This is a genomic window from Mycobacterium sp. IDUB_5 (assembly GCF_055419565.1).
In genome coordinates this window covers 1-291 of sequence record NZ_JBVAXX010000019.1, presented here as the reverse complement: position 1 = coordinate 291, position 291 = coordinate 1, and the positions used below count along the sequence as shown (strand labels likewise).

General features: G+C 68.4%; 1 pseudogene. It reads right to left on the bottom strand.

Annotated features, from left to right (window positions below):
- A pseudogene (locus ACZY1G_RS27820) lies at positions 1–291 on the bottom strand (HNH endonuclease); the annotation flags it as partial.

Here is a 291-nt window from a genome sequence, read left to right as displayed (position 1 = left end):
AGTTCGACGATGTCGATGCTGAGTCCTCCTTCGATGACGCTGTAGCGGCGTCGTGTCGGTGGTCCGGGTAGTGGTGGCGCGGTGGAGTGGTAGACCGCGCCGGTAGGGGTGGTGTAGTCGGCGCTGTGGTGGCTGTCGGTGTTGGTGGTGGTGACGTGCCAGCCGGGTGCTTCTTTGGCGTAGTTGCAGGCTGCGCAGGTGCCGAGCCCGTTGAGCGCTGAGGTGGGGCCACCCTCGCGGGCGGGGGTGGCGTGGTCGCGGTGCCGTATCGGGGCGTCGCAGTAGGGGGTG